General features: G+C 71.1%; 12 protein-coding genes. 4 read left to right on the forward strand and 8 right to left on the reverse strand.

The window, feature by feature from the left end:
• Positions 1 to 4 precede the first annotated feature (4 nt).
• Together KGA66_RS00650 and KGA66_RS00655 are read left to right on the forward strand one after the other, a co-directional pair.
• On the forward strand, positions 5 to 898 hold the full coding sequence (locus KGA66_RS00650) for an ATP-binding protein (protein ID WP_211463297.1): 894 nt from the start codon (positions 5 to 7) through the stop codon (positions 896 to 898).
• Between the two features lies 1 nt (position 899).
• Positions 900 to 3,263 carry an ATP-binding protein gene (locus KGA66_RS00655; RefSeq protein WP_211463299.1) on the forward strand — a complete coding sequence of 788 codons (2,364 nt, stop codon included), beginning with the start codon at positions 900 to 902 and terminating at the stop codon, positions 3,261 to 3,263.
• A gap of 78 nt (positions 3,264 to 3,341) precedes the next feature.
• Here KGA66_RS00655 and KGA66_RS00660 read toward each other — a convergent pair whose 3' ends face one another.
• The 7 genes from KGA66_RS00660 to KGA66_RS00690 form a co-directional block, all read right to left on the reverse strand.
• The gene (locus KGA66_RS00660) at positions 3,342 to 4,358 is read right to left on the reverse strand and encodes a hypothetical protein (RefSeq protein WP_211463301.1); all 1,017 of its coding nucleotides are present in this window, start codon (positions 4,356 to 4,358) and stop codon (positions 3,342 to 3,344) included.
• 38 nt (positions 4,359 to 4,396) lie between these two features.
• Entirely contained in the window at positions 4,397 to 8,197 is a 3,801-nt protein-coding gene (gene fxsT / locus KGA66_RS00665; protein ID WP_211463303.1) for an FxSxx-COOH system tetratricopeptide repeat protein, read from the reverse strand.
• A gap of 38 nt (positions 8,198 to 8,235) precedes the next feature.
• A complete protein-coding gene (gene fxsA, locus KGA66_RS00670) occupies positions 8,236 to 8,484 on the reverse strand; it encodes an FxSxx-COOH cyclophane-containing RiPP peptide (protein WP_246506799.1) in 249 nt (82 codons plus the stop codon).
• A gap of 84 nt (positions 8,485 to 8,568) precedes the next feature.
• Positions 8,569 to 9,960 (reverse strand): HEXXH motif domain-containing protein, encoded by a 1,392-nt coding sequence (locus KGA66_RS00675; protein ID WP_211463307.1) that lies wholly within the window; start codon positions 9,958 to 9,960, stop codon positions 8,569 to 8,571.
• Positions 9,957 to 11,177, reverse strand: coding sequence for an FxsB family cyclophane-forming radical SAM/SPASM peptide maturase (locus KGA66_RS00680; RefSeq protein WP_211463309.1), 1,221 nt, complete (start codon positions 11,175 to 11,177; stop codon positions 9,957 to 9,959). Before KGA66_RS00680 ends, KGA66_RS00675 begins: the two co-directional genes overlap by 4 nt.
• A gap of 173 nt (positions 11,178 to 11,350) precedes the next feature.
• Entirely contained in the window at positions 11,351 to 12,526 is a 1,176-nt protein-coding gene (locus KGA66_RS00685) for a glycosyltransferase family 4 protein (protein ID WP_211463311.1), read from the reverse strand.
• Between the two features lie 177 nt (positions 12,527 to 12,703).
• Positions 12,704 to 14,788: a glycogen debranching N-terminal domain-containing protein gene (locus KGA66_RS00690; RefSeq protein WP_211463313.1), complete on the reverse strand. Its 2,085-nt coding sequence runs from the start codon at positions 14,786 to 14,788 to the stop codon at positions 12,704 to 12,706.
• Between the two features lie 284 nt (positions 14,789 to 15,072).
• Here KGA66_RS00690 and fxsT (KGA66_RS00695) point away from each other — a divergent pair, with 284 nt between their 5' ends.
• Positions 15,073 to 18,018: an FxSxx-COOH system tetratricopeptide repeat protein gene (gene fxsT, locus KGA66_RS00695; protein ID WP_211463315.1), complete on the forward strand. Its 2,946-nt coding sequence runs from the start codon at positions 15,073 to 15,075 to the stop codon at positions 18,016 to 18,018.
• A 117-nt stretch (positions 18,019 to 18,135) separates the two neighbouring features.
• Complete coding sequence (locus KGA66_RS00700; RefSeq protein WP_211463317.1) at positions 18,136 to 18,987, forward strand: hypothetical protein; 852 nt, start codon at positions 18,136 to 18,138, stop codon at positions 18,985 to 18,987.
• A 28-nt stretch (positions 18,988 to 19,015) separates the two neighbouring features.
• Here the strand turns inward: KGA66_RS00700 and KGA66_RS00705 are convergent, their stop codons facing one another.
• Positions 19,016 to 19,270, reverse strand: a complete 255-nt coding sequence (locus KGA66_RS00705; protein ID WP_211463319.1) for a hypothetical protein — start codon at positions 19,268 to 19,270, stop codon at positions 19,016 to 19,018.
• Between the last annotated feature and the right edge of the window lie 78 nt (positions 19,271 to 19,348).

Consider the following 19,348-nt stretch of genomic DNA (forward strand, 5'->3'; position numbering starts at 1 on the left):
CGCCATGGACGCCGACACCCTCGACCACCTGCTCAAGGACCGCTGCTACCCGCTGCGCCCCGCGATCGAAACGCAGGACTACGACCGCTATCTGCCGCTCGACGACATCGAGAACAGATTCACCTATTTCGTCGACACCCACAAGGACAAGGCGCGCTTCCACCGCAGCGGCCACCTGGTCTACGTGACCGGGGGCAGCGGCTCGGGCAAGACCTCGATGATCCACCGCTGCGCCTACCATCTCAAACAACTGCTGGACGAGGTGATCCTGATCGACCTGAGCAGCCAGCGCTGGGTCGAGCGGGACAAGGAACTGCGCATGCGGCGCACCTTCCGCGAGATCCTCGGCCAGCTCAGGCGCATCGTGGACGTCTCCGTGGTGAGCCGGCTGCTCTCCGAACTGGAGGGCGACGTGATCCAGGCGTTCCGGGAACTGAGCAGCACACTGGCGAAACTCACCCCCCAGCGGGTGCTGGTGGTGCTGCTCTCCCCCGAGCCGACCGCCGAGGAACTGGCCATGTTCGCGGCCGCCACCGAGCCGCGCCTGGTGTTCTTCGCGGAACTGTCGGACATCGAGCAGATCAGGCGCAGTCAGACGGAACTGCCCAATTACCAGTCGCCGCAGCGCTCTGTCGTCGAACTCAGGGTCGGCCGGCTCAAGCCCGGCGACGGCAAACTCCTGGTCGACGGGATCGCCCAGTACGAGCAGGGTCTGCCGACCATACCCGACGACATCGTGGAGAAGTGGATCGAGCGCAACGCCCGTTCGATTCTGCTGCTCAAACGGCTCACTCTCGGCGTGCGGTTGCTCGCGCGGGAGCGCAATGCGAGTACGGTCGGGCCCGAGGACGTCCTGGAATATCTGACGCTGATGCTGCATGGGCAGGAGGGACGCTGAGATGAGCCTTCCGGACGAGACGCCCGTGTGGACGCGCCGGCCCAATCCCTTCCCGTTCACCGCACTGGCCCAGGTGTCCGGCGCGCGGGGAGACCTGACGACGATCGTGACGCCCGCCGTACGCCGGGTCCGCGAAGAGGTCGACCGTTATCTGGTCTCCACACAACTGGCCGAGAATCCCGAGCGGGACGGCGGCGTACCGCAGGGCTCGGGCTCCGCGATCGTGATCGCCGGCGAGAACGGAACCGGCAAGACCCACCTGGCCATGGAGATCCTCGCGCACCTGGAGCGTCACACGCGGCGCACCTCGCAGGACGTGCGCCGGATCTACTACGCCGCCGCCGAAGGCACGTTCCTGGAACTCTACGCCAAGCTGATGGACGACAAGTTGGTGCAGCGAGCCGACTTGGTCGACCGAGTACACGAGTTCTACGCCGAGATCGTGGTCGAGACACTCAAGACCCTGGAACTTCCCGAGTCGTTCCTCAACCGGCTCTCCGCGCGCGACATCGACCCGGTCTCCGCGGTCGGCCGGCTGGGGCTCGAGGAGGACGCGCTGCTCGACAGCCTGCGCCGACGGCTTCGGGCCGTCACCGAGAACCGGGATTTCGGCAGCGCACTGGCCCTGCTGATCCAGCCGGAGCTGGAAGACGCCGTGTGGAACTGGCTCTGCGGCGGGCGTCCCGATCAGACCCTGGTCGAGCGCGGCATCAGCAAGCAGATCGACTCCGACCGTTCCGCTCTCGAAGCGCTCGGCGTGATCGCCCTGCTGCACGGCCGCCAGGGCCACCGCTTCGTGCTGGTCATCGACGAGATCCACAACGTCATACTCACCCCGCAGCGTTCCGCGCAGGACATCGCGCTGGCCTTCAAGAAGCTGCTGGAGGTCTTCCGCAACGCGGGCGCGTTCCTGGCCGTGTGCGGGCTGCCCGACATCTTCGCCATCCTGCCGAGGGACACCGGCCGAGTCGAGCCACCGGTGGTGCCCTCCGCGCTGACCGACGAAGACGTGCGCTGGTATATCGAGGAGATGCAGGAGCGGGCGTTCCACGAACGCGTGCTCGCGCCGTTCGACGAGGAGAGCGCCGGGTATCTGGCCGCCCTCGCCGACGGGGTGCCGCGGCACGTGATCCGGCTGTGCTTCCGCGCCTACGAACAGGCCGCCGCGACGGGCAGCGAGGTGACAGCCCTGATGCTGCGCGAGATCGCGCGCACCGAGCTGGTCAACGAGGACGTGGCCGCCGTGCGCGCCGAGGTCGAGCGCATCCTCAAGGAGGACGGCTGGCAGCCCGAGGTCAATCCCGTGTTCGGCGACGACGCGGACGCGGTGCGCGCCGACCTGTGGGTGCCGACCGGGCCGGACGGCGCCGGCTGCGCGGTCATCGTGACCGACGTGCTGCCCGGCTCCGGCGCGGTGCCCGAGCTGGTCGAGCGGGCGGGCGCCATCCGCCGCGGCGACGCACGGCGAGAGGCACTGCTCGTGGTGACCGGGTACCTCAGCCGCGACCTGCGGGCCCGGCTGGCCGGGGCGTACAGCGACCCGCCGCTGGTCTACGACCGGCGCACCTTCAGCGTCGCGCTGCAGGACGCGCTGCGCGGGCTGGCCCAGCCGTCGGCCACGCGGCCCGACTCGCGCGGCGGCCCGGGTCTCCTCGCCGGCGCGGAACTCGACGCCGTGATGCAGCAGATCGAGCGCGTCAGCCGCCAGCACAGCCAGAGCCAACGGCTGATCAGCACCCTGTCTCGCCAGCTGGAAGCGGCTCAGCTCGACTCCGCCGAACAGTTCTCCCAGCTGCGCCGGGACCTGGCCGACCTGCCGCGGACGGAACCGGGCGCGATCGGCGCGCCGGCTCGACGCGCGGCGCACAGCCTGCCGCCGCGGCTGCAGTCGCATTTCGACGGCGCCGCGGAGAAACTCGCGGCGTTCGGCGACATCGGGGCCGTGTGCCGCAGAGTCCTTAGTCCACCTGCCGGGGCCGATTCCGCGCGGCTGACCTTCACCTACCGGCTGCGCACGGCCGGCGTGTTCGCCTCGATCGGCGTCGCACAGCTGCTCAACGCGCTGCTCACGGCGTTCCACGAGGGCGTCGGCGCCTGGCTGGAATCGGTCGGCGCGTCGCCCGGCGGGCCGACGGACGCGCAGCGCGACGCGCTGCGCAACGTGTGCAATACCTACGAGTCCTTATACGGTACGGTGCCGCTCATCCAGCTCGACGGTTTGGCCGAACTCGCCGCGACGGTCGCCGCCCCCGGACCCGGCGCGCAGGCCGCCAACAAGGCGGCCCGCCGCGCCGCGCTCGACAGAGCGCTGAGCGAACTGGGCCAAAGCGTGTTCCGGGACGCGCTGGCGCTTACCGGCGGCTGACAGCTCGCCTCGCGGGCGGATCGCGTCTCGGCCTCGGCCCGCTCGCGGTCCCGTCGGCCGGCCCTTGCCGCCGGCCGCTCAGCACTGCGGCCAGCGGCCGCCCACGCGCCCGCTGAGCCGGCCGAACGCCGCGTCGGCGTCGTCCACGAGCCGCTGTTCGAGGGTGACGCCGAGCAGGATGCCGCCGTCGCGCAGCGGTGTCACGTAGATCGCGCCGAGCGCGACGTCCAGGACCAGCCGCATCACCCGGCCGCCGTCGACGGTGCCGAGGACCTGCTCCAGCCGGTTCTCCTGAAGCCGCAGTTGCCGTGCCACGGCCGCGTATCCGTCGCGCCGGCCTTCCGGCGAGGTCTTCTGGAAGAACTGCGCCAGGTCTGCGGCGTCGAGGATGTCCACGCAGAAGACGGGTTCGCCCTCCCGGAACAGCCCGAGGTAGTGCAGCGCCTTCACGCTCAGGGCGTCGCTCGCGCGACGGGCGATCTCCTCGTCGGCGCGCTCGCGGATCCTGCTGACCAGGTGCGGCTTCGCGGCCGGCTCGACCGGCGGCGCATCGGCCGCGCCTCGGGCGCCGGCCGCGAGTTCGGCGCTCGCCTGGGCGGCCCGGGTGCGGAAGCCGCCCCAGTTGATCGATTGCAGGCCCAGTCCGCCGACCGCGGTCTCCACCACGTCGAAGATCCGAAGGTCTGCGGCCCGGATCGGCTCGACGCTCTCGCCGCGCGCCCAGCCGAAGATGCTCTGGCCGTCCACCTTCAGGTAGTGGAACAGCGCTGCGTGTTCCCCCTGGAGCACGACCCGGATCAGCGCGCCGCTGTCGAGGGTCCCGCAGACCTTCTCCAGCCTGGCCACCGCGAGGTTGAGCTGGCGGCCGCTGCGGTCGAGCCGGTCGTGGTCCTCGGGCTGCGGCGCGCCGCGCCCCGCGGCCGACACGGCGAAATCGAACACCCCGCGGGTGTAATGGGCCAGATACACCAGCGGCTCAGTGTCGCCGACAGCCGCACGGCAGGTCAGCACGATGCCGTCGTAGTTCTGTCGGGCGTGCTCGGCCCGCCGGGTAACCACCCGGCCCGCATCGGCGGGTTCAATCGCGTCCGGCATGGACGTCCTCCTTCGCAGCGGCGCAGCGTGGTCGCCGGTCACATGAAGATCGGCAGGTCGATTTCCAGGTGGTGGCGGCAGGTGTCGGCCGCGTGCCGGGGCGTGTCCGGGTACCGGTCCGCGAGCCTCTCGATCCGGGCGAGGCTCTGCTCGGCGTACTGCACGACCGGATGGGACGTGGCGAGAGTGGCTTTGAGCGCCGTCAGGGCCGGTCGGCCCAGGGCGAGCGCGTCGGCTGGCCGGCGCAGGGTCGCCAGCGTCTCGGCGTGGGCGAGAGCGGCCATGGCCGTCCAGGGATGCTCCCGCCCGAGCCGCTCCTCCAGGCATTCGAGCCCGTAGCGCCCCTGGGCGTCGGCCACGTCCCACTGCTGGGCGTAGCCCGCGTACCGGCCCAGGTTCACCGCGCACACGCCGATGTACGGGTGGTTGTCCGTGAAGACGGCGCGGAAGCCGTCCAGGCACTCGCGCGCCGACTCGACCGCCTCGCCGTGCTTGCCGTCGTGATGATATTGCGCCGCCAGGCCGAGCTCGCAGATCAGGGTCGCGAAGTGGCGCCGGCCGTAGTGCTCGAGCGCGCTCGCGTAGGTCTGGCTCGACAGCCCCGGTTCGACCTCGTCGATCCTTCGCATCGTCGCGGCCAGATTCGCCGCGGCCTGCAGGACCACGATGCTCGGCGCGTTACGCGTCTTTTCGCCTTCCAGCAGCGCCCACTCGTCGCGGGCGTCGAGGAGCCGGTCCCTGGCCTCCGTGTAGGCGCCGAGCTCCCGCAGGCACACACCGATGTGGTCCATCGCGCGGGCGGCCAGGTCAGGGCGCACCGGCGCGAGGGTGCGCGAGTCTTCAAGCAGTTCGTACGACAGATCGAGCGCCTGCTGGGCCTCGCCCATGAGCAGGTGCGAGACGATCAGATTGTTCAGTGCCACGCCGGTCAGCGCGTGGTCGTCGCCGAGCACCTCGCGGAAGGCCAGCCAGGTCGAGTTCTCCTCCAGCAGCGCGTCCTCGAACTGGCCGAGCTGCCTCAAGTCGGCGGCATAGCTGCGCGCGGTCAGCAGGGTGCGGATGTGCTTGATGCCGTGCAGGAGGCGCTGGCGGGCCAGCACGCGCACGTCGAGGTCGTGGGCGAGCTGGAACTCGCCGCGGGAGCGGTGGATGTTGGCCAGCTGGACGTCCAAGGTCAGCGACACCGGTTCCGCCGCGGCCTGGTCCGGCGCGCCGCGCCAGGCCTGCTGCAGCCGCTCGCCGAGCCGCAGCGCCGCATTCCAGGCGCTGGACTCGTCGGTCTGCCAGAGGTAGCGCACCTGGTCGGCCAGCCAGCGCCGCGCCCTGGTCGTCGTGGCCTGCTCCGGGTCGAGGTATTCGACGTGCGGCTGAAGCAGCTCATAGAGCGCGGCGCTTCTCGTGGTCGTCTCGTCCACGCCGAGCGGCGCGAAGGCGGCCAGGATCTCGATGACCGCGCGAGAACGGGCCGCCCGCCGGGCCGGAGGCATCGACTCCCTGATCACATCCATGATCCGCCGGTGTACCCGCACCTCGTCGCGCACCGCCTGGTCCGGCGGCAGGAAGCCGTAGTCGACGAGTTTGAGCAGCACGTTGTGCAGCGTGATCGGATCGCTGAGTCCTGGTTCCACCTCGTGCAGGTCCGCGACGAACGCGGCCGACTGGACCAGCCGCCGGGCGGCGCCCACGGGTGAGAGGCAGGCGAGCGTTTCGAGCAGCCGCAGCGCCGCGGCGCCCCAGTCGTCGTGCGGAAGCTGCTCGAGCAACAGCGTGACCAGATGCGTGAGCAGGTCGCGGCCGCCGGCGCCGTCCGCTCGCGGCCGCATCCGGTCCGCGAGTTGCTCGGTGAACTCGGCCACGGCCTCCCGGGTGGCGTCCAGGTCGGTCAGGCCGGTCAGCCGCACGTCGCGGGCGACCTGCCGGACCCAGGTGGCGGCGAGTTCGACGGTCAGCGGCTGGTCGTCGAGACACTGCGCCAACGCGGCGGCGTCGCCCGAGTCGATGTGCGCGACCAGCGAGCAGATCAGGGCCAGGGTCTCCTGCCGGGCCAGGGCCTCGACCCCGATCGGGACGACGCCGAGCAGATCGGAACGCCGCGTGGTGAGCAGGACGTGCCCGCGGCCGGGCGGCGGCAACGCGTTCTCGACGCTCGCGGGATCGTCCACGCCGTCGTATATCAGTAGCCAGCGTTCGTCGAAGCGCCGGCCGAGGTGTTCAAGCACCGTGGCCGGCGCGTTGCCGCCGCGCGGCGCGCCGACTGGGCCGGCGAGTTCGGCAAGGCCGCGCTGCACCGACTGGGCGCTGTCGCCCGGGATGATCCAGACGAGGTCGTACTGGCTCGCGAAACGGTATGCGTACTCGATCGCCACCAGGCTCTTGCCGATTCCCGCGGGGCCGACGATCGCGCAGGCGAGGCCTTGGCCCGGGTCCCCGGTCAGCTGGTCGCGGATGCGTTCGATCAGTTCGTCGCGTCCCACGAAGCCGGGGTGGCGGACCGGAAGGTTCCAGCTCTCCGCGGGCGAGCGGTGGCGAGGGTAGCGTGGCGCCGCGTTCTGCGCCGACGGGGCGGCCGGCACCGCGTTGGACCAGAAGTACGCCAGCAACTGCGTGCGCGCGCCCTCGCCGTCGGTGCTGTCGAGCCGGAAGCGCGGCAGGTTCTTGTGCCGCTCCGGCAGGGGGGCGTCGCCGATCTCCACGCAGACGACTGCCGCAGCACGCTGTGATGACTGCGCGGCGTGAAAGTCCACGAATTGCGCGAACTCCGGTGATTCCATCGCCGCCGGCGAGAGCACGAGCAGCCTGGATTCGCCGCCGGCCGGGTCGGGCGCGCCCTCGCCCGGCACGCGTCGCGTTTTGGCGGAAAGCCCGCTGCCGCTGAGTACCGCGGCGATCCACTCGGCCCACACCCGGTCGGCGGGGCAGTAGAACACGCTGATGTCCTGGTCGCGCTCCATCCACGGCGGCCGGCTGGCCCGATAGCGCTGCCGGGTGGGTTCCGGGAAGTCGGCGGCGGCGGCCGGCGACGCGAGCCGTTCGGCGGTCAGTTCCTCGGTCAGCCGCAGATAGGCGTTCAGCAGGGCGTCGCGCTGTTCCGAGGGCGCGTCGAGGCCGACCAGGCTTTCATCGAACGAATAGTCGGAGACGTAGGGGATCTCCACGTTTCCCCAGTAGGCGGTCTGGGCCTGGCTGTCGCGGTCGGTCAGCAGCCAGCCGAAGCTGCGCCGCGCGTACATCCGCTGTCGCTCGGCCAAGCCGCCGGTCTTCAGGTCGACCTTCATCGGTACCGGCAGGATACGCAGCGGCCCGCCGCCGCGGTTCTGCACCGCGCGAGCCTGCTGCACGGCGCCGCCGATGGACTGTCCGAACAGGTTGTAGCAGACGACCAGCACGTCCGGCAGGTCCAGGTTCGCCTCGTCCGCGAAGCCGGCGGCTCCCGCCTGGGCGTCGATGAGCACGTAGTCATATCCGCGCCCGAGCAGATCCTCGCGGCGCACCCGATAGGCGGACGGATCCGGCACATGGTCGACCAGCGGTCCGGCCAGATCGACGCGGCCGGACGGCCTGCGGAACACGCACTCCAGCCGCAGCGGCGCGGCGAGCGTCGCCACATCCGGCGCGTCCGGCGCGTCCGCCGCGTCCTGGGGCAGGAACGCGCGCAGATACCGGTATTGACTCGGGGATTCAAGGTCGAGATCGACGACGAGGACCCGCTTACCGACATTGGCGAGGATCATGGCGAGATTGGCCACGGTCCCGCTGCGCCCCACCCCTCCGGAATACGAGTAGAACATGAATACACTCGTCGTATCCTGGAACGCGCGGTCGGTTACGGCAGTGTCCATCGCGATTGCACTCTCCTCTTGGCCGCCGCTGCTGTGCCTCACGACGCGGGCCGGGGGCGCCCACGGCGGCCGGACTCCTCATAGCCCCCTGATGTCCCGGCCGCGATCGAGCTGGCGAATCCGGCCGTCACCAGCTCATCAGAAGTCAATTCCCGGTGAATGCGCCGCAGCGAGCGTTCCAGCACCGACCCGGGAACCAGGGCGAGCGCAGCGAGATCGACTTCACCAAGATCGACTATATCCGAAGGTATTTCGACACTCGGGCAGCACTCGCCGCCGACCTCCATCGCCCCCACAAAGTCCCTCCCAGCGATCGGCCTCCCACCTGGATATTAGCATTGCATATGAGAGCTCGTACGGTCATCGGAGGTTCAACCCGCCGCGGAATTGCGCCCGTTGTCGTATTCCCAACGGGCGCGATGGGTCCGCGCCGCGTCATGCGAAAGTTCCAGCGCGGCCGACGGCAACGCGACCTCACCCAACGCGCGCAGCCGCGTGCTCAGACCGGTGGCGAAGAGCCGCCCGTACTCGGTCAGCCCGGGATGGCCCGCGAGGAAATCGGCGACCTGTCCGGATGCGTCACGCCACCGGGCGAACTGTTCCTGAGCGTCGAGACGGGCCGCGCCTTCGGGCAGCGCGGCGGATTCGTTCAACCAGAACTCCGCGACCCCGCTGTGCGCATAAGCACCCTGCAGCAGCGCTTGCAGGGGCCGCGGGTCCGGACGCCAGGGGGCGTAGTACAGATGCGTGCTCGCCTCGTCGGCCATAGGCATCAGGTCCATCAGCGCGCCGAGCTTTATGTGCTGTACCTCGTGCACGAGGGCGAGGGCCATAGTCAGCGGACCGTCCGGGCGGGTCGCCGCCACGGCCCCCGGCGCCGCCCGCGAACTGGCATTGCGACGGACCCCGGGTGCGGCCGCGATCGGAGAGACCGCGGTCACCAGTGCCGCGACCTCGCGTGCGGCGATCGGGTGGCGCGCGACCAGGATCCGCCACCCCTCGGCGAAAGTCCGGCGCCACCAGGAGAACTCGCGCCGGTCGAGATGACCGGCCAGGTCCACGTGGGACGGGAACCGGTAGGGGTCGACGTCATCGAAAGGCAGGCAGATCGCGTGCGGTCCACGTCGCGCCGCGAGCCGGCGTACCGCCAGCCAAGCGGCGGCGGTGTCGTCGCGGTCGTAGGGCCCGGCGAAACGCGCGGCGCCGGGCAGCCCGGAAACATCGATCGTGCCGGCTGAACAGCTCACGTGCGCGACCGTTTCGTCCACGGACGAAGACGCGGGCGGGAACGAGGGCGCGGGCGCGGGCGCGGGCGCGGGCAACGCCAGCCGACCGAGTGAGGGCAGTTCAAGCGCGCGGTCCTGCCCGTCGACCGGCACGTCGATCTCGAAGTCGATCCGGGCCCTGACGGCGGCCGCGGCGGCGACGGCGGTGATTCTGCCCACTCGGGCCGACTGCGGCGCGGCGCCGCGCAGCGCTCCCAACGCGTCGATGGCCCAGGCACCTACGGCCGGGTACCGCAACAGCGCCGTGACCGCCGCCCGGTCGGCGCGCTCGGCCCTGGCCAGCAGACGGTATCCGGCTTCTGCGATCGCCGCGTGCCGGTGCCCCGCCTCCGACGCCTCCGCGACGACCGCGCGCACGAGCAGTGCCTGCCTGCTGCGCTGCGAGGACGCCAGCAGACGGATCATCTCGCCGTCGCCGCGCCCCTGCGCCAGCGCCGACACGAGCGCGGCGGGAACCCGGTAGACCTGCGGGATCACGCTGCCGCGTCCGACGGCGCCGAGCGAGCGGCCACCGCCGCCGACAGGTCGGCGCGCAGCCGCGCACGCACATGCCTTATCAAGTACTTGAGATCATCGCAGTACACGGACGGGTTGGAGAATCCGGAGCCGCGGCGGTAGCGGTGCGCATAAAGGCCGCCGCCGCAAACACGGTGTTCACCGCAATCGCGGCACACGCCGCACAACGCGGCCACGCCGAGTTGCCGCGCGACGATCCCGGGGGCGAGCAGCACCTCGTCGAAACCCGACGTGGCGACGTTCAGGCCGGTGGCGGCCGCGCCGTGCCGCACCGACTTGAGCACGTCGGACTGTTCGATACCCCCGTCCGTGGCGACCACCACCGTCGCCGACGGCGACAAGCCGATCTGCTCGCTGCGCGACCGCCCGCCCAGCAGAAGGTTGATGACCTCCTCGAGCAGCCGGATTCCCGTATCGCGCCGAGGCGCCCCGTACCAGCGGTCGAACACCGCGCACAACCAGCGACCGTAAGGCGCGGCCTGCGACGCGTCGCGACCGGGCGGCGGCGTCGTCCAGTTGCCGTGCGGGAGCAGCAAATCGATGGCCGGGGGCTGGAATTCCAGCAGCGCCTCATAGGTTTCCACCGGGTCGTTGCGCAGGTCGATCGTGCACAGCAGGCCGGCGAACAGGTGCCGCCATGCCGGGCCGGCGAGCCTGCGGACCGCCGCGGCCACGGCCGCGTGAGACCCGGAGCGGTCGGCGCGCCGGCGGTGGCGGTCGTGCATCGCGGCCGTGCCGTCCATGCTGACGCCCACGGTCACCCCGAGCAGATCGAACAGGCCGAGGTGTTTCTCGTCGAGCCGCAGACCGTTGGTCTGGATCGTCGCGCGCACGCGCGTGTCGGGCACGGCCGCCCGGATCCGCGTCACCGCGTACGCGAGCAGCTCGGCGCCTGCGAGTAAGGGCTCTCCCCCGTGCAGGATCAGCTCGATCGAATCCTGCCGGTTCCTCTCAACGTGCTGGGCGATACGACGCGCGGTCTGGTCGACCGTGTGCAGGGACATACGGCGCGGCTGTTCCCGCCAGCTTTGATCGGCGTGCTCGTATATGTAGCAGTAATCGCAGCGCAAGTCGCACCGGCTGTGCACCTTGAGGATGAACTGGCGGAAGGGCACCGGGCGCAGGCCGGCGGCCGCGAGCGCGGCTGCCGCGTCGACATCCTCCGGCCACTCGGCCATCCCGGCCTCCCAGGGGATCGCGTCCAGTCGGGCGCGCCGCCCGACACGCGCGACCCGCGGAATAAGATCACAGTACCCTGTTATCGCTGGATCCGGCAGGGCGCCGGGATGGACCGGGCGGCGCTCGGTCGGGGCCCGGGGCGCGCGGTACTACGGCCTCTCCAATCTCAGGCTTATACATCTGCGGCGCGGTAGAGCTCGACCATGCGGTCCACATAGGCGTCCAGCGCGAACTTGCGGCGGACCATGGCGCGGCCCGCACGGCCCATCCGGCGGGCGCGGCGGGGATGGGTGAGCAGCGTGCGCACCCGGTTCGTGAGCGCGTCGAGGTCCCCGGGCGGCACGACGTAACCGGTGCGGCGGTGGCGCACCGTCTCGGGTAGGCCGCCGATCCGGGTGACCACCGCGGGCCGCCCCGCCGCGGCCGCCTCCAGCGGGGCCAGTCCGAGCGGCTCCGGGTAGGTGGAGGGATATATCACGACGTTGGCCTGGGCATAGAGCTGCGGCATCTGCCCGAACCCCACCGAGCGGAAATCCACGTGCCCGGTCAGGCCCAGATCCGCGATCGTCTCCTTGAGCCGCTGGCCGAAGGGCTCTGATTCCTGGTCCCAGTCCACCGTCTGCTCCGGTCCGGTGAGGATCAACCGCACGCTCAGGCCCTCGTCGCGCAGCCGGCGCAGCATACGGACCGCGGCTTGCGCGCCCTTCTCGGGAAACAGCCTCGCCGGCAACAGGATCACCTGCTCCCCGGACGCAGACGGCGAGTCGATGTGCCGATATCTGTCCTCCGCGACACCGAGATAGACCGGGATGGTGGGAACCGAAAGCCCCTGCGCGCACAGCCCGCTGAGAAATCGGGAGACCGCGTGCTGCTCGGGCCAGTTCCGGCAGTGCTCGACGATGTGCAGATCCGTGTCCCAGACGCTGTGGTACGTGTGATAGACGCGAACTCCGATGTCCTGCTCCAGCAGGCGCAGCGCCATCGCCGGCACCGGCGTGAAGTGGTGCAGATTGTGTCCGTGCACGACCCTGATACCGCGCCGCGTGATCTCCGCGCGCATCGTCTCGGCCAACTGTTTCGCCAGTTCCTTGTCGCTGGCCTCCATCCGCCGCTCGCGGTACCAGTCGAGGTTCAGCAGATCACAGGGCACCGTCTCGACCCGCGGCCCGGCCTGCACCAGCCCCTGGCCGGCGAACAGCGTGACGTGGTGGCCGCGCTCAGCAAGCAGCCTGGAGAAGTCGGCCAGATGCGTCTCGACACCCCCGGCGATGGGCGGGAGCGCCCAGTGGACGTGCGCGACGGCGATCGTCTGCCGCGTCCGAGGCAGCGGCGCACCCTCGCGTGGCATCCGATTCCCTGCTGTTCGACGGGTCCGGTCCGGCCGCCGGCGGCAGCCTGCGTGCGGTGCGCCGATCGGTCCCAGGGCTGTGAGTACCCTGCGAAACATCGTGCCGCCGGGTCGTGCTCGTGTCGAGCCTGCGCGGGGGCTTGATCCCGGCGCGGCACCGATCGCGCGCGCCGCCGGTCAGGAGATCAGCCTGAGCGCCTCGACCAGCGCAACGCCCGCGGCCGCCGACCACGCCTGCGGTCGGCACGCCGCCGGGAACGGCAGCGGGGCGATGTCGCCGGAATCGCGCGAGCCGCCGGAGAACACCTCGGGCAGCCGGTAGCCGAAGGCCGCGCCCGCATCGATCAACCCGCCCGCGAGCCTGCGCGCGGCTCGGGCGCAGTCCTCGGCGTATCCGCGCTCGCCGACGCCGCGCGCCTCCCGCGCGGCCAGGGCCAGACCCCTGATCGCGATCGCGGTGTCGTGCGCCCAGACCGCGCCGCCGTGATAGCTGAAAGGGCTGAAGCGCGGGTGCTGCGAGCCGCGGGTGCGCAGACCCCAGCCCGAGAAAAGCTGCTGCGACACCAGATGCTGTGCGGTCCACGAGGACTGTTCCGGATCCAACAGACCGGTACCGAGCAGATGCCCTATGTTCGAGGTCAGACCTCGGACCGCAACTCCGTCGCCGTCGAGCGCCATCGCGAAGTAGGGCAACTCCTGCGGGCCGTCCGTCACAAGGAACCGCCGCCGAAACCGCGTCCGCAGCGCATCGGCCCACCCCCGCAGCTCATAAGCCTCCTGCTTGGCCCGGCCATCGGGGTGCAGCGCGTCGAGCAGCCCCGCGAAGCCCACGGCCGCCTGATACGCATAGGCCTGAACCTCGGCGAGGGCGATCGGCCCTTGGGCGACACGGCCGTCCGGGCCGACCACCGCGTCGCTGGAGTCCTTCCAGCCGTGGTTGAAAAGCGCGCCGTTGCCGGCCGTGGCGTAGCGCACGAAGCCGTCCCGCTCGTCCTCCTCGGTGCGCTCGCGCATCCACGCCAGCGCGGCGCGCGCGCTGTCGAGCAGCGGGCTGTCCGGCGTGATCGCGGCCGCCGAGCAGGAAGCGACCTCGGTGAGCAGCACCACGAACAGCGCGGTGGCGTCCATCGAGCCGTAGTACACGGGCGGCAGCACCTCGCCCTGCTGGTGCGTCGTGGTGCGGCGGCGCAGCTCGTGCAGGATCTTGCCGGGCTGCTCGTCCGTCTGCGGGTCGTACCCGCGGCCCTGCATCCGGGCCAGCACCCCCAGGGTGCCGAGCGCGAGTTCGCAACCCTGGTCGACTGGCAGCAGCAGGCGCGCCGTCCACAGGCTGTCGCGGCCGAACAGCGTCAGGTACCAGGGCGCGCCGGCCGCGGCGAACAGCCGGCGGCGATCGTCCTGCGGGGCCAACAGCAGCGCGTCGAGATCGAGCAGACTCTGCTTGACCAGGGCGTCGAGATGCCGGTCCGGGCCGGGTCCGGGAACCCTCCACCCCAACGAACGGCGGGCGGCCGCCAACGGGAGCCTGGTCTTCGCGGCGGTGCTGGTGGTCAGCAGGATCTCGGTGCGCCATTCCTTGCCTTCGTTGATCCGCACCGTCCACCGCAGTACGGCGGCCGCGTCGCCTTCGCGTTCGATGACGGTGGGCACGCTGGTGCGCACTCGCAGCGAAGCGACGGTGCCGTCGGACCGGTCGTGCCACTCCAGCAGATCCCGCTCGCCCGCCGGGCACACCAGCTGCGCGTGGTTGCCCGGCGCGCCCCGGCGCACCTCCGAGACGTCTGCCAGGTCCGCGGCGACCCGCAGTTGCACGGTCAGATCGCGGCGCTTGCCGTCGTGATTGCGGATGCTGATGGTCTCGCCGTGGCCGGCGCGATGGACGCGCTCGACGACGATCACCGGATCCGGAGTCGGGTCCTCGTACGTGCGCACCATGCACACGTGCTTCGAGGTGTCGGCGCCGACGAGCCGGTCACCGAGGTATTCGGGCGCGACCTCGTTCACCCTCAGCTCGCAGAGGCTGAGCACTCGGCGGTCCTGCTGGTAGTGGCCGTGCGCCGAGCTGAAGCCGTCGTCGCCGCGCGGCCGGATCTGCCCGTCGCGCGCGCAGATCGCCACCGCCGGAGCCCGGACCGTGACCACCGACTCGACGAGCACCGGTTCACGCGAGCGCGCGTCCCGGTTGGCCCAGGCCGGCCTCGCGCCCGGAGCCTGCCGGTCCCGCGGCTGCGGATGCTCGGCGTCGGCGGTGTCGTCGGTCATGGATTCCCTGACTGTGGCGGAGCGGATCGCGGCCGTCCGCATGAATCGGGTCGCGGTCCGTGCGGCAGGTACCGAAGTGACCAAATATTAGTCAGCTGTGGCCGGTGGGGCTCGACCGAAGCGCCGATTCGTACGTCTCCCGGGTGAAGTGCACGCCGCAGTGGGTCCCGTCCCGCGAGGCCAGCCTATAGCAGGTTGACAGAGCCCTGCCGAGGGAATGAGGAAAGCCACCACGCGACCGTGACGGGGAGCGGGCAGGGGTCGGTCTGGGGGAGGAACCGCAATTGCGGTGGTTCATGCAGCTCGGGTGGCGCCGGCAGGCGGCGCTCGGGACGGTGGTCGCGGCGCTGGTCGCGGCGCTCTGGCTCACCCGGCTCGGGCATGAGGTGGCCGCCACCGCGCTCGGCGTCATCAGCACCGTCGCCGCACTCGCCGGCGCCTACGACCAGCTGGCCGGCCGGGAGGGCCGCGGGCGCAAGCAGCAGGACCGCGCGAGCCTGGTCGTGGTCTTCCACCTGCGCGAGGACCTGCGCTGGGCGCTGTGGCTCGAGGACCGGCTGAACGCGGCCGGCTTCCTCTCCCGGCTCCAGCAGGTGCCCGGCGGGCGGGAGACCGGGTCCGCGCAGGATTGGGCCGAACGAACCACCGCCGACGCGGGCTGCGTGCTGGTCGTCCTTTCCGGCCGCATGCGGGAGGCGGACGAGGGTGCCTCGTCCCGGGTCGCCGCGCTCGCCGCGCTCCGGCGTGCCCGCAACCGGCTGATCTGCGTCGACACCGACGGCTTGGGAGCGCCGCCGGCGCTGGCCTCGGCGGCGTGCCTGTCCATAGCCGGCATTCACCAGCACACCCTTGCCTGGCAGCCGATCGACGATGCGCTGCGGGAGCGCGGCGCACGCTCCGACTCGCGCCGCGCGGACACCTTCGGCGCTCTCAGCGCCCCGTTCCCCGGCATGGGCGTGATCAATGCCAGCCTGCCGGTGGCCAACCCGAACTTCGTCGGGCGGGCCGCCGAACTCACCCGGCTCAGGGCGGAACTGGTGGACGCGCCGGGAGACGTCACCGCCCGTTCGGTGGTGATCCACGCGATGAGCGGGATGGGCAAGACCCAGCTGGCCGCCCGCTTCGCCACCGGGCTGCGCGAACTGGACATCGTCTGGTGGATCCACGCGCACCAGCCCTCCGCCATCTACGACGATCTGACGTCCCTGGCGAGGAAACTGCAGCTGCCGAACTTCCAGGACCAGAACGAGATGCTGCGCCAGCTCTGGGAGCGGCTGCGCACCTACGAGGGTCGCTGGCTACTGATCTACGACAACGCCGAATCCGAGGACAAGCTGCACGACCTGATCCCCTCCTACGGCGACGGCTCGCTGCTGATTACGTCGCAGAGCCCGAATTGGGCGACCCGTGTGCGCCGCCGGATCGAGCTGAAGCCGATGTCCGAGGCGGACTCGGTGGAACTGCTGCGCCGCCGGGTTCCGGTGCGCGACGACTCGGTGCTGGTGCAGATCGCGGACAGGCTGGGCTGGCTGCCGCTGTCGCTGGAGCAGGCGGCCTCGTACATGCGCGAGGCGCAGTGCAGTCCGGCCGGCTACCTGCGGCAGCTGACCGTGCGCTTCAGCGAGACGCTCGCCCGCGGAACCCAGGCGTACTACGACAGGTCCGCGACGACGACCTACCGCATCGCGCGCGAGCAGACGACCCGGGTCGAGCCGTTGTCCGGGGTGCTGCTTGAGCTGTGTTGCTTCTTCTCGCCGGACGCGATCCCCCGCGATCTGTTCGAGGATCCGCGGCTGGCCGAGGCGTTGCCCGAGGTGCTGCGCAGTGCGCTGTCCGAGAGCCTGCCTTACAACGCGGCGATCTCCGCCGCTCGCAAGTTCTCGCTGCTCGGGGTCACCCCGCAGAGCTTCACGATGCACAGGGTCGTACAGCGGCTGATACGCGACGAGCTCACGCCGAAGGTGCGCGACGAGCGGCTGGGCGCCGCGGTACGCCTGCTGTCGCGGGCCTTTCCGCAGGATCCGAACGACCCGCGCACCTGGGATGTGTGTGGCTCGCTGCAATCGCACTGCGTGACCGTGCTCGACGAGGTCGAGATGCACGACCTGGTCTCGCCCGAGAGCATCGGGCTCAGCCGCCGGATCGGCGAGTATCAGTTGGTGCGCGGCGCGTTCGACGCCGCGCTTCGCAGGCTGACCAGGACGCTGGCGCAGCTGCGCGGTCACGGTGACGACCCCGCGCAGCTGGCCGCCGCGCAACTGGCGCTCAGCCGGGTGCATTACCGCCAGGCCGACCTGCACCGGGCGAGGGAACACGCCGAGGTGGCGCTGCGGCTCAACGAGTCGGCGGTCGGGCCGGCGGACCGCACCACGGCGGCGATCCTGCTGGAGCTGGCGAAGATACAGCTGGAGCTGACGGAGTTCGAGGCCGCCAGGTCCAGCGCCACCCGCTCGCTGGCGATCCACCAGGCCCTGGACGGCTCGCCGGGCGACCTGGTGGGCCTGAGTCTGGAGACGCTCGGCATCGTGCGGTGGCGGCTGGGCGAGTGGCCGCGGGCCGCGGCCGAGCTGCGGGAGTCGGTCTCGTTGCTGGCCGGGGCGCTGGGCGCGCAGAGCGGGGTGACGGCGCGGGCCCGCACCTGCTGGGGGCTGGTGCTGCGGGACGCCGCGCGGCATGACGCAGCCGGGCTCGGCGCGGCCGAGACCCAACTACAGCTCGCTTACACGGCGTTGCGGAACGCGCACGGCGCCGACCATCCGGACACCTGTTCGGCGGCAGTCCACCTTGCCGACACCCGGCACCGGCTTGCCCGAGCCATGTTCCTGCGCGGCGACCCGGAACGACTACGCGGCGAGTACGAGCGGATCGCGGGGGACTTCGAGCAGATCATGCAATGTCTGCCGATGAAGACGCAGAAGCCCGGCCGAGCCTGCGGGCTGGTACGCCAGGGCCATCTGCTCAACAACTACGGGGAACGCGAGCGCGCCCGCGAACTCGTGCACGAGGCGCGCGGGATCTACATCCAGAGTTACGGCCCCGAGCATCCGTACGTGGCCGAAGCGCTGACGCGCCTGATCGGGATCGAATACGACCTCGGCGACGTCGAGCGGTCCGTCCAGTACGCGCACGAGGCCCGGCAGATCTACGCGGGGACGTACGGCGCAGCGCATCCTTACGTGCATCAGATCGACGAGTTCCTGGCGGATCCCGCGCACGCAGGCCGGGACTGATGCCGACACGACGCCCCGCGCCTTGAAGGGCGGGCGCATCCCTGATGGAATCAACCGGCACAGGCGGGAAGCGCGGTAACCGCGGTGCCACAGCACACCGACCGTCGGGAGCGTCTGATGAAGTCGTCACCGGTGCGCAAGCCCGGAGGTTCGCGGCCCGCACCCCGGCCGGCCGCGCCTCCGCAGTCCTTGGCGCAGCAGGCCCTGGCACAGCAGGCAGATCAGGTCACTGACGAGCAGTCGCAGGACACTGACCGGCGCGGCGCGCTCGTCGTCGTGGCCTGTATCGCGGCGGCGATCGTTCTCGCGGGCGCCGGGGCGACGGTGCTCTCGCTCCAGTCGCACGGCCCGGGCCGGGCCAGGGGCGAGCAGATCGCCGACGCGGGCGAGTCGAGCGCCGCCGCTGCGCCGGCGACCTCCGCCGCGGCCGCACCGTCCCCGTCGCCTTCACTCACCCGCTCGCCCTCGCCCCCGCCGTCGCCCTCGACGGCGCCGGCCACCTCCGCGCCGGCCAGCGCCGCGGCCGGCGGCCCGTCCGCGCCCTCGCCGTCACCGGGCCTCGGGGCCCTGGTCACCGGGACCTACACGCTCAACCGGACGATCACGGCCACCTCGAACCTGGCCCTGACGCTGACGCTGATCACGGTCGCGCCGGGCGGAACCGTCACGATCGACGTGTCCTACCACAACAACACCGCGTCGCCGCTCATGCTCAGCTGCGGCGGCGCGCTGGACAGCGCGGCGGTCAACGTGTTGACCCGTTCCGACGGCAAGACGTACAAGGCGACGCACTCGTACTGCTCGGACAACCCGGGCGCGGCGTTCGTGCTCAGCGCGAACGGTTCGGCCCAGAGCACGAGCCAGAGCTACGCCGTGTTCAGCGGGGTCACCGGTCAGAACGACGGATTCATGTTCACCTGGCAGTCCGGGCAGAGCCTCACCGGGACCGTGCGGGGCATCATCTTGTAAGGGCCTTGAGCGCGTGCGGACATGGTGCTCACTTTCGCGGGCCGCGACCGGTCGGGCCCTGCGCGCCGCGAGCGCGCCGCGCGGCCAGCAGCGCGAGCCCGAGCAGCGTCATGACGCTTCCGCCCGCCACGCACCAGATCCACAGCACGGTGCGCAGCCACCACTGCGGGCCGTCGAGCAGTCCGCGCACGCCGAGCGCGAGCAGGATCGGGCCGGCGATCAGCGATCTGATGATAACGCTCAGGCTGACTGCCGACGGCCGGCCGACCCTACTGCGCTGCATGTTCATCACGGTACCGCGGCGCAGGGCTGTTGACCCTCCTGGGCCGAGTGCCGTACCCCCGCAGTGCTCTGACCCGGA

This window comes from Actinocrinis puniceicyclus, assembly GCF_018283645.1.
Lineage (GTDB): Bacteria > Actinomycetota > Actinomycetes > Streptomycetales > Catenulisporaceae > Actinocrinis > Actinocrinis puniceicyclus.